At 33.0% G+C, this 11,042-nt stretch carries 10 protein-coding genes and 1 pseudogene; 1 reads left to right on the forward strand and 10 read right to left on the reverse strand.

Annotation, left to right across the window (positions count from 1 at the left end):
* The first annotated feature begins 195 nt into the window (after positions 1 to 195).
* Positions 196 to 723: a CvpA family protein gene (locus tag DFQ09_RS03365; protein ID WP_115808198.1), complete on the forward strand. Its 528-nt coding sequence runs from the start codon at positions 196 to 198 to the stop codon at positions 721 to 723.
* 31 nt (positions 724 to 754) lie between these two features.
* Here DFQ09_RS03365 and DFQ09_RS03370 read toward each other — a convergent pair whose 3' ends face one another.
* The 10 genes and pseudogenes from DFQ09_RS03370 to DFQ09_RS03415 form a co-directional block, all read right to left on the reverse strand.
* Positions 755 to 1,381: a carbonic anhydrase gene (locus DFQ09_RS03370; RefSeq protein ID WP_115808200.1), complete on the reverse strand. Its 627-nt coding sequence runs from the start codon at positions 1,379 to 1,381 to the stop codon at positions 755 to 757.
* An 11-nt stretch (positions 1,382 to 1,392) separates the two neighbouring features.
* On the reverse strand, positions 1,393 to 3,258 hold the full coding sequence (locus DFQ09_RS03375) for a SulP family inorganic anion transporter (RefSeq protein ID WP_115808202.1): 1,866 nt from the start codon (positions 3,256 to 3,258) through the stop codon (positions 1,393 to 1,395).
* A 46-nt stretch (positions 3,259 to 3,304) separates the two neighbouring features.
* Complete coding sequence (locus tag DFQ09_RS03380; RefSeq protein WP_394347260.1) at positions 3,305 to 3,967, reverse strand: DUF2490 domain-containing protein; 663 nt, start codon at positions 3,965 to 3,967, stop codon at positions 3,305 to 3,307.
* Positions 3,968 to 3,983: 16 nt separating this feature from the next.
* Positions 3,984 to 4,619: pseudogene (locus tag DFQ09_RS03385) on the reverse strand (carbonic anhydrase family protein); the annotation flags it as partial.
* Between the two features lie 29 nt (positions 4,620 to 4,648).
* Complete coding sequence (locus DFQ09_RS03390; protein WP_115808206.1) at positions 4,649 to 5,449, reverse strand: universal stress protein; 801 nt, start codon at positions 5,447 to 5,449, stop codon at positions 4,649 to 4,651.
* A 5-nt stretch (positions 5,450 to 5,454) separates the two neighbouring features.
* Entirely contained in the window at positions 5,455 to 7,047 is a 1,593-nt protein-coding gene (locus tag DFQ09_RS03395) for a SulP family inorganic anion transporter (RefSeq protein WP_115808208.1), read from the reverse strand.
* 88 nt (positions 7,048 to 7,135) lie between these two features.
* Positions 7,136 to 7,429, reverse strand: a complete 294-nt coding sequence (locus tag DFQ09_RS03400; RefSeq protein ID WP_245940297.1) for a hypothetical protein — start codon at positions 7,427 to 7,429, stop codon at positions 7,136 to 7,138.
* 48 nt (positions 7,430 to 7,477) lie between these two features.
* On the reverse strand, positions 7,478 to 8,236 hold the full coding sequence (locus DFQ09_RS03405; RefSeq protein WP_115808212.1) for a tetratricopeptide repeat protein: 759 nt from the start codon (positions 8,234 to 8,236) through the stop codon (positions 7,478 to 7,480).
* A 1-nt stretch (position 8,237) separates the two neighbouring features.
* Positions 8,238 to 10,007 (reverse strand): BatD family protein, encoded by a 1,770-nt coding sequence (locus tag DFQ09_RS03410; protein WP_115808214.1) that lies wholly within the window; start codon positions 10,005 to 10,007, stop codon positions 8,238 to 8,240.
* Between the two features lie 145 nt (positions 10,008 to 10,152).
* Positions 10,153 to 11,007 (reverse strand): aerotolerance regulator BatC, encoded by an 855-nt coding sequence (locus DFQ09_RS03415; RefSeq protein WP_115808216.1) that lies wholly within the window; start codon positions 11,005 to 11,007, stop codon positions 10,153 to 10,155.
* Between the last annotated feature and the right edge of the window lie 35 nt (positions 11,008 to 11,042).

Here is an 11,042-nt window from a genome sequence, read left to right on the forward strand (position 1 = left end):
GTTGAAGAGTTCTCCTTCAAGTTCAACTTCTTATAAGGTTTCAAAGTTAATAAACTAAAGTAGGTTGAAATGCGTTATTATTTATAAATCAGAAAAAAAGTATAGTTTATCTTATTAGCCCTAAGTTTAAATTATTTTTTTTACTAAAATTTGAACTTAAAAAATTCATGTACTTTTGTTTAAACCGCTAGTTCTATGAGTATAATTGATATTATTTTAGCCTCCCTTTTATTATTTGGATTTGTACGTGGGTTATTTAAAGGGCTTTTTGTAGAAGTTGCTTCTTTATTGGCTTTAGTTTTGGGTGTTTATGGCGCGATTCATTTTAGTGATTTTGCCGCAGGCTTTTTAGAACCTAAGGTAGATTGGAATGAAAAAACCATTAATATCGTTGCTTTTGCCATCACTTTTGTCGTGATTGTTTTAGTCATTAGCCTAGCCGGAAAAGCATTAACCAAACTAGCCGATTTCGCCGCTTTAGGAATCATCAATAAACTCGCAGGCGCTGTTTTTGGAGCGCTTAAAATTGGATTAATTCTTAGTGTACTTTTAAGTGTTTTTCATAAAATGAATAACACCTTACCCTTTATGGAAAAAGAAGATTTGGAAAAAAGCACGCTTTACGAGCCTATAAAATCATTAGCTCCTATGATTTTTCCATCAATCATTAAAAGCGAATCAGAAGCAGACGTTGAGCCTGACACTACTGAGGAAAACGCATAAAAAAAACCATTCTTTCGAATGGCGTTTTTTACTAATCTAAGTGATAAATTTCCATAATATCTTTGAGATATTTTTCAAAGTCTATTTTCAAATCAATGAGTTTTCCGGTGTGTACATCAAATACCCAACCGTGTACTTTTAAACCACGATCTCTATATGCTTTTTGAACAGCAGCCGTTTTAATTAAATTAACGCATTGTTCTTTTACATTAAGTTCTACTAAACGATCGTATTTTTTTTCTTCGCATTCAATTGCATTTAATTCATTATGATGAATTCTATAGACATCTCTAATATTTCTTAACCAACCATTTAAAACACCTAAATCTGCAGATTGCATGGCTGCTTTTACACCACCACAAGCATAATGTCCGCAAACTACAACATGATTAACCTTTAAATGTGTCACAGCATAATCGACCACAGACATGGCATTTAGATCTGTACCAATAACCATATTGGCGATATTTCTATGTACAAAGACTTCACCAGGACCTAATCCCATCAAATCTTCAGCGGTGACTCTACTGTCGGAACATCCTATGTATAACAATTCTGGTTTTTGTCCTTTCCCTAAGTCTTCAAAATAATTAGAATCAACGGCAAGTTTATCTTTAATCCACTTTTCGTTATTTTTAAATACATTATTTAAGTCCATATTTATATCAATTAGAATTCGTCCTTTACATTATTTTTAATCCAGTTTAAGCAACTATCAAAATCCTTAAAAATATGATCTTTAGGAATTAAATCTGGAATAATATCAATACGTTCCATCATATATCTTGGTTGCTTTAACAACCCAACAAACAAGACTTGGATATTCCTTTTTGATAAATCCTGAAGCACATCTTCCATAGCGTAGAGCCCAGATTGATCCATATATTGCATACGTCCTAAACGAATTACTACGGTTTTAGCTGTAATAGGTATTTGATCTGCTAACGCTTGAAATTCACTAGTAGAGCCAAAGAACAATGGTCCTTTTAGGTGTTTAATAAAAACTTCTTCTTTTAGTTTTTCAGGAAAATCAGCTTCATCTGACCAAGCCTTCTCTTTCTTTAAAGATTTAACATCGGATCGCAAGGCCGTTAAATCACCTATTTTTTTCATGAACATAAGTGATGCTATTATTAATCCGATACCTACCGCATAGACTAAATTCCAAAATGTAGATAGTAGTAATACGACAATCATAATTAAAACTTCAGAACTTAATTTTAATGGGCCAATCTTAATATCCTTTGGTAGCGCTGGGATCGCTTTTAAACCTTTATAATCCATAACCCCAAAACCAACGGTAATTAAAATACCTGCTAAAACTGCAGCTGGGATTTGCGATGCAATATCACCTAAAACTAAAAGAATCAATAATAAAAAGACACCAGCAATCATTCCGGATAATCTAGTTTTACCACCTGCGTTAATATTTACAACCGTTCTAATAGTTGCACCTGCGCCTGGTAAACCACCAAATAAAGCACCAATAGTATTTCCTATACCTTGTCCGATAAGCTCTTTATTTGGCTTATGTTTTGTTTTAGTAACATTATCTGCAACCACACTCGTTAATAAGGAATCAATAGATCCTAATAACGCTAAGGTAAAAGCGGTAAAGAAATAAGGCATTAAATTCCCGAAATCAAATTCGGTGAAAATGGCCATATTTGGCACCGGAAAACCACTAGGGATTTGTTCGATTGGCCTGTAGTCTAAACCAAAGCCAAAAGCAATTCCTGAAACAATTACTAAAGCCACTAAAGTACTTGGTACCGCAGTAGTTATACGTTTAAATCCGTATATAATAAGTATGGTTCCAAGAGCTAGTAGCAATTCTAACCAATTTATACTTTGTAAGGCTCTTGGTATTGCCTTTAATGCTCCCAATGCACCAGAAGCAGAATTTCCTGCTAATATAGACGCTTCACTTTCCATTTCTTCAGGTGTAATTCTACTTGCTCTATCTACTGTTTCTTTAAAATTTTCAAGTACCAATATACCTTCACCAGCTTCTTCTTTTAGAATATCATTTAAAAGCATTTCTTCAGCATGAGGCATATGTTTTTCAATTAACGCGGCATCCTCACCTGCATAATAACCCACTGCTGGCAAAATTTGTGTGATAATTATAATGAGTCCAATGGCTGTCATAAACCCTGAAACCACAGGATATGGAATGTACTTAATGTATTTTCCGAAGCCGAAAACCCCTAAACCAATTTGCATTAACCCTGCTAGGATAAATACAGCTAGAATTATAGGAAGTGATTTACTAACATCTCCTTCATTAACAGCTAATAATCCTGCAATTAGAACCATACTTACCGCTGTCATTGGAGCCGTTGGCCCAGAAATCTGCGTATTAGTACCGCCAAAAAGTGCTGCAAAAAAAGCTAAAAAGATAGCACCATAAAGTCCTGCACTAGGACCAAGACCAGACGACACTCCAAACGCTAAGGCTAATGGTAGCGCAACAATACCTGCTGTAACACCTCCAAAAGCATCACCTTTAAGATGGGAAAAAAACTTTTTCATAATTCTATATTCTATTAAAATCTATTGATACAAATCTTGATTTTTTTTAGAAATTAAGGTACGTAATAATATTAAATTGATCTCTATTATTAGTTTCAAAAAATTGATTCATATAACCGGCTTCTATTCTTAGTGATTTATTCACCTTGTAACCTACGCCTCCATAAACTCTATTTCTATCAAAAACAGAAGATTCCGTATTTAAAAAAATCTCATTATATACGGAAAGATAATAGCTATTGCTTTCTTTTTTCGTTAACGGCACATTAATTCCTAAAAAATAACGAAAGCGCATTTTAAAATCGTCTTCAACAAAACGTTGTTCAAAACGATAGCGATGACTTAAGCCAACACTACCAAAAGTTTGTTTAGTTGTAAATTGTTGAAATATACGATGCTCATTTATAGAAATTTTATCTTCGGATTCATCAGTATAATTTTGAGATAGAATATAACCATAACCGAGTAAAATATTATTATTGTTTTCTGATAAATTATATCCAACACCTGTTCTTATAAGTAATTGCTCTAAATCATCAATAATATTGTAGCTTCTATATTGTACTTCATTATGGATATTCCATTTGGAATCTAGCTTCTTATTTCCTATATAAATAAGCCAATTACCAAAATTACTGTCTTGTGCATACGTAAAAAATGGTAGCACTAACAAAAGCGTTAGAGCTACCATATTTATTTTTTTAAACATATTATATTTTTACTTTTTATTCATAAAATTTTACTTCACCCGTATTTACATCGTACATCGCACCGATAATTTTAATCTCACCGTTTTTCTCCATTTCGGTAAGAATTGGGCTTTCGGCATGAATTCTATCAATCATTAATTGTACGTTCATGTGTGATACGTCATCTACAAAATCTAAGTTTTTAGAAGTTCTTAAACTTTCGTCCTTAGGCTCCGTAACTGCATTTACAGCTGGTGTTATTTTCTGAACTAACTTGGTTAGATTCCCCATTTCTGCATGGTCACAAGCTCCTTTTACAGCTCCACAACTTGTGTGTCCTAAAACGACGATAAGTTCTGTACCTGCTAACTTGCATGCAAATTCCATACTACCTAAAATGTCTTCGTTTACAATATTACCTGCAACACGTACACTAAAAATATCTCCTAATCCTTGGTCAAATACCAACTCAGCCGATACTCTAGAATCGATACAACTTAAAATCGTTGCAAATGGAAATTGCCCATCGCTTGTATCATTTACTTGTTCTAAAAGATTACGATTAGCCTTTAAATTATTTTGAAATCTTTGGTTTCCTTCTTTTAAGTATTGCAATGACTTTTGAGGTGTCATTGTTGCTTGGGTTTCTTTTGTATGTGCTTTCATAATGTTTTTTTCGTTTAATTTTAATTGTTATTTATCTATGCTTCCGAAACTAATAATGAAACATTCAATTTGCTCACCACTTCTCTTAATGAGGCTTCACCTGTATTTTTCGATTTACCTTCAGCTCTATCTACACACAATAAGTTAATATTGTTTTTCAACAAATATGAAGAAAGGGTATCCATAGCATCTGCATTTTGCTCAAATACATACTCTATGATTTTTTCTTCATTTTCAGTTGCTGTGTGTTCAGTTTCTTGTTGGCTGTTTATAATTTTGAAAGATTTTAACGGTGCTTTTGCATGCAGCATTAAATCTTTTGAAAATTCAGTATTAAAGATTTTATTAGAATCATTAAAAACCCCTAAAGACATTTTTTCATTTGGCACCAATGCGTTTTCATTGGATGAAATCATAATGACACCTTTAAAATTTTTCAAGATAAAACGTGTAATACTATCCCCAATGAGCTGTAGCGGATTAGAATCTCGTTGTCCTAAAACAATAATATCTGGCTTAGAAAGTGCGATCTGATTACGGATTTCTTCTTTAATTTTCCCAAAAGCATAACTATAATTGATGGTTATATTATACGCTTTTGAAATCGGATTAATTAATGCTTCGATATTCTTTTTAGTCGAAATCTGTTCATCATTTAACGTTCTAATTGCAGAGAGTTGATTATCTCTATCTACAATATCAATGTGTTTTTTAACATGAAATAATTCGATGTCTGCATCAATCATTTGTGCTAAACTCACACTACTTTTTATGGTGGTACTTGTCGTTTTGCTTAAATCAGAAAGTACCAATATTTTATATTTACTATTTTTCATGATTTCTAGCTTAAACTTATATTAGACTTAGGTCTTAATTGAAAGAACTCAATAAAACTCGGTGGATTTTCAACAACTCCACGTTTTGAAACTAATTTGATATCTATATTTCTCTCTTTTGCTTTAAAGGCAAAATCTTCGAGAATTTCAATAATATCATAATCTAGGTACCTCGTCTTTGTAACATCAAACTCTAAATACGTATCTCTTGGTAAACTATCTAGTTCTTTAAGAATTGCACCTTTATTAAAGAAGGTTACTTCTTCAGCAAGTGCCATCTTAATTTTGTGTTTTCCATTACTGTTATCTTCAATATGTAAGAAGTGAGAGTTTTGGTAGCTCTTTAATAGTATAACAACGATACCAACAGCTAATCCTAGACCAATACCAACTAATAAATCTGTAAAAACGATTCCTACTACGGTGGCAAAAAATGGAACTGATTGTTTCCATCCTAAATTATACATCTTTTTGAATAACGATGGTTTTGCTAATTTATAACCAACGATTAATAAAATTGCAGCTAACACTGATAAAGGAATCTTATTAAGTAACGTTGGAATTAATATTACAGAAATTAATAATAAAAATCCATGAATAATAGTTGACATTTTACTTTTCCCACCAGATTGTATGTTGGCAGAACTTCGAACAATTACCTGAGTTACAGGAAGACCTCCTATTAATCCTGAAAGAATATTACCTGTTCCTTGTGCTAATAATTCTCTATTGGTAGGTGTTACGTTCTTATCTGGATCAAGTTTATCTGATGCTTCAACGCTTAATAAGGTTTCTAAACTTGCCACTAATGCAATGGTAAAAGCGACAATCCAAACTTCATAATTTGTAATTACAGCAAAATTAGGAAAGCTAAATTGACCAATAAAAGAATCTAAATCATCAGGAATTGGAACACTTACCATATGTTTTCCTCCTATAGAAAGTATGTCGTGATTTTGTGTTAATGTAAAGAATATTATCCCTAAAACTACGACAACGAAAGGCCCTTGAATAATTTCAAATACTTTAGATTTCTTAGTCAATACCTTATCCCAAAGTATTAATAGTAATAAACTTATAATTCCTACTAAGGCAGCTCCAGGGTGTATGTTACTAAACATAGAAATTAGCTCTGAAAACGTATTACCGCCGTCAATTTCAAAAAATTCTAAATCCCAAGCAGATTCTTCATCATAGCCAAAAAAGTTAGGGATTTGTTTTAAAATAATGATGATTCCGATACCTGTAAGCATACCTTTAATTACCGAAGATGGAAAATAATAGCCAATAATTCCGGCTTTTAATACTCCAAATAGCAATTGAATAATTCCACCTAATACAACAGCTACTAAAAAGTTTTCATAACCACCTAAAGTACCAATGGCTGTTAGTACTATAGCTGCTAAACCAGCTGCAGGACCACTAACTCCTAATTTAGAACCACTTAAGGATCCTACTACAATTCCACCAATTACACCAGCAATTACTCCTGAAAAAAGTGGTGCTCCACTGGCTAAAGCAATACCTAAACATAAGGGTAGTGCAACGAAAAATACAACGACACTTGCAGGCAAGTCGTTTTTTAATGTTTTAAACATTTTATATAATGATTTTATCTATTGAATAGATTTCAATAGTTATTTTAATACTTTTTTTGGGGGACAATAAATGTCGGACGAAAAAATATTAAATAAAATCGGGAGGTGGAGAAATTAAATTAAGATGCGGTTTAGGGTAATTTTTAAACCTATAGCCTTCAAGATGTGTAATTTCTTGATCTTCTATTAAAAATTCTGAATCTTGATGATCTTTATCAAACAGAAGCTTAGCATGTGCGTTTTCTTCTTCTTCAGTTATACTAAAAAAACACGCCACATCAATTGAGTCATCAATAGACATGATAATTGTAGGTGCAGAAATAAGCGCCATAAATACTATGGTTAAAAAAATAGCTATTCTGTATTTGGAGCTTTTTTGCATAAGCGGCAAATATAATATGTTCGATTTTAACAGACTGTTAAATTAGTTCTAAAAAACCTTTAATAGTTTAATATCTTTAGAAGGAATCCAACCTGTAGAGTTATCAGATAATTGAATTTTATTCCAATCATCATAAGTTTCAACGACCTGCACTTTAGTGCCTTCGTGCAACCTAAACACCTCTTCACTAGTAGGATTAGGATCCGTTTTCACTCTGCTTTCTTGTACAAATACAATTGCAGGATTATCTTTTTTATTTAAACCTTCTTTTTGAAAAGCCATAGCTACTGCAAAAAAGGCAATACATAAACTAACAATACTAGTTACAAACGCAATTCTTTTTTTAGAACTCGTATATGAAAAGTGATAGGCTAAAAATATAATTACAAATAAAAGCACACCACCTACTGCGATTTTTGCCCAAACATCTGTGTTAAACGTATTGACTATATTATTTATTATTCTTGAAAACCCAACAACCGGAACCGTATCTATAGCATCAATCGTCATGTTTTGCGCAAAAGCCAAATTATTTTGTATGTCCTTATCGTTTGGATCTAATTGAAGCGCTTTTTCAAAATAATAAATACTAGGCGCAATATTGTTAAGCTTGTAATTGGCATTTCCTAAGTTAAAATAGAGCTCGGCAGAATGTTCTTTGGAATCTAAAATAGATTCGTACATATCAATCGCTTCTGCAAATTTGCCATCATTATATAAGGCATTTGCATCATTAAAACTTTGGTCATTTTGAGAAAAGCCAATAAGGCTAAAACAATATATAAGTAAGACGGTAATTGTTCTCATATTATCTTAGTTGCTTATCTATTAATGAAATTGTATTCGCTGCCTTATCATAATCATTCTGCATGGTAACCTGTGTAATTGGAGTATAACGTGCCAATTCGCAATTTTCTAATATTGAAATAAAATCTGAAACCACTTCTTTTGAAACCTGTCTCTCTATTAGTAGACTTTCAATTTTTTCTTTGTTAAAATCGCTAGTTTCAATAGTCAACTTTGCTTTTAAATAATTATGAAGTGCTTTTTCTAAGGCTAAGTAAAATGATTCTTTTTGCCCAAGTGCTTTTTTAGCTTCGCTTAGATACTTTTTAGCCAAACGATCTGCTTTTCTAATACGATTACCTTGTACATCTGCATCGCGTTCGTCCTTTTTGCGTCTCACAATGATTGCTAAGGGAATGGCCAAAAATGGCACCAATAATAAGGACCAAAACCCAGTAGACTTAAAGAACGGTTCTGATTTTATGCTCGTCCAATTAGAATTGGTTTTTATAAAGGCAAACGTAGTTGCACTTGTATTAACCGTCTGTTTAGTTGTATCTGCAGCGTTTTCCGTGGTCGCATTAGCTGCCATAGGACCTTCTAACACATCAATAACAATATCGTCTGAAGAAATACGCTTATAACTTTCCGTTTTTAAATCGAAATATGAAAATGAAATCGTCGGAACAGGATATTTCCCTCTGTACTGTGGCACTATGGTGTACGTATCAGAAATATTACCTTGCATACCACTTAGGTTAGTCCGAACATTTTCTTGGTGTTCTGGCTCATAAACTTCTAAGGAACTCGGAACCGTAAGCTTTGGCAATTCAAAAAGTTTTAAATTTCCTGATCCTGAAACTTCTATTTTAGCCTGAAGCGATTCCGTAGCATTTAACTGTGTTTTAGACGTTAAAACTTTGAAATCAAAATTACCAACAGCACCTTTAAAATCAGAAGGTTTTCCTTCTTCTGGCAATGCTTTTACATTAATAGTTCTACTACCAGCAGTGACCATTTTTGGCACTCTAGTTAATAATACCCTACCAAAAACATCTCTTCTATTTGATGGCACTTCTACAGTGACCTCCATCACTAACGGCTCTAATTTTAAAGCCCCCGTTTTTTGAGGGTAAAGCACTGTTTTTCTAAGAATAACATAACGGTACTCTTCACCATTATATTCGCCTGTATGAACAGTAAATCCTTTAACATCTATATTCTGACTCCAAAAATCATTAAATCTAGGTGTATCTTTTTCTCTCCAACTGCTTACTCCTGTATCTTTTGAAACGTATAATTTATAAACTACAGTGATGGCTTCATTTAAATATGGACTTGCTTTTGATACCTCAGCAACTAAATGAATATTCTCTGAAGCAACTTCTGAAGCGGTTGCATTTTCGTTAGGAGCACTCACAGCAGCAGTGACATTTACCGTTATTGGAAATGTTTTATAGGTTTCACCATCGATTTCAATGGTTGCTTGTTTGATCGTAAAGTTTCCTCGCGATTTTGGTGCTAAAAAATAACTATAGGTTTTAGAATAAGAACGTTTACCATTTCTTGAATAGTTACTCACGGACGTATTTGGCCCTCCAACGACATCAAAATTTGCAAAACTTGGAGGTACAAAATTATCTCCGTCTTCGTTCATTTCGAAATCGATACGTAAGCGCTCATTAATCCCTAATTTCTTCTTGCTGACTTTTGCTTCAAATTTAACTTGTGCAGAAGCGATACTTGTTGCAAGTACTAAGAATACTATTACTATGTTTTTAATTGATTTCATTTAATTTATTAATACACTTCGACTGCGCTCAGTGTGACAAAAATTTAAAATTTTATGAGAACCTACAAACTGTTTAATTAAAAAAACAAGCTAACCTATCACAGTAAGAGACCTCATACTGCGACTGAATACTGTTAACTGATTATTACCAATCCTTTTCTGTCTTAACTTTAGCTCCTTTTTGTTTCTCTGCATTCATTTTCTCTTGAACCTTTTGTTCTTGATTTTGCATCGCATCTAAAATATTCTTTATTTGCTGAGGAGACATTTGGCCTTGTTGTGGCTTCGGTTTTTGGTTGTTATCCTTATTATCTTCATCTCCTTTACCATCATCCTTTTTATCGTCTCTTGGCTTACCGTCTTCATCCTTATCCTTATCTCCGTCTTTTTTATCTTGGTCTCCTTCGTCCTTTTTATCCTGATCGTCTTTCTTTTCTTTATCGTCTTTATTTTCGTCCTCTTTCTTCTGCTCGTCTTCCTTGTTCTGCTCGTCTTCTTTATTGTCGTCCTTCTTATCATCTTCGCCTCCTCCATCATCTTTTTGCTGATCGGCACATTCTTTTGCTAAGGCAAAATTATAACGCGATTCTTCATCAAGTGGATTGTTTCTCAAGGCATTTTTATAAGCTTCAACTGCTTCTTTACATTGCTTATTTTGCATTAAAATATTACCAATATTATGAAACGCCCTATGCTTTTCATCTTTGGTAGTTGCATTATTTGCTGCTTCTTGACTTCTAAATAAGGCTTCATCAAAACTCCCTTTTGTGTAATACGAATGTGCTAAATTATAAGCACCTGTAGCTTTGGTTGGCGCTTCTGAAATGGCTTTTCTGTATTCCATTTCGGCTTCTACATAGTTATCTTCCCCGACCAACTCATTTGCTTTATACACAAAATTGGTTGCGTTCTTGTCAGCTTTTAACTGTTCTTTATTGAGATCTTGGGATATTCCAAAATTTCCAATAAAAATCGTAATAAGTAGTATATATAGTTTCATGTGTATCTCTTAATTATGAAAACGACCTCTAAATT

Source organism: Winogradskyella pacifica (assembly GCF_003386275.1).
GTDB lineage: Bacteria > Bacteroidota > Bacteroidia > Flavobacteriales > Flavobacteriaceae > Winogradskyella > Winogradskyella pacifica.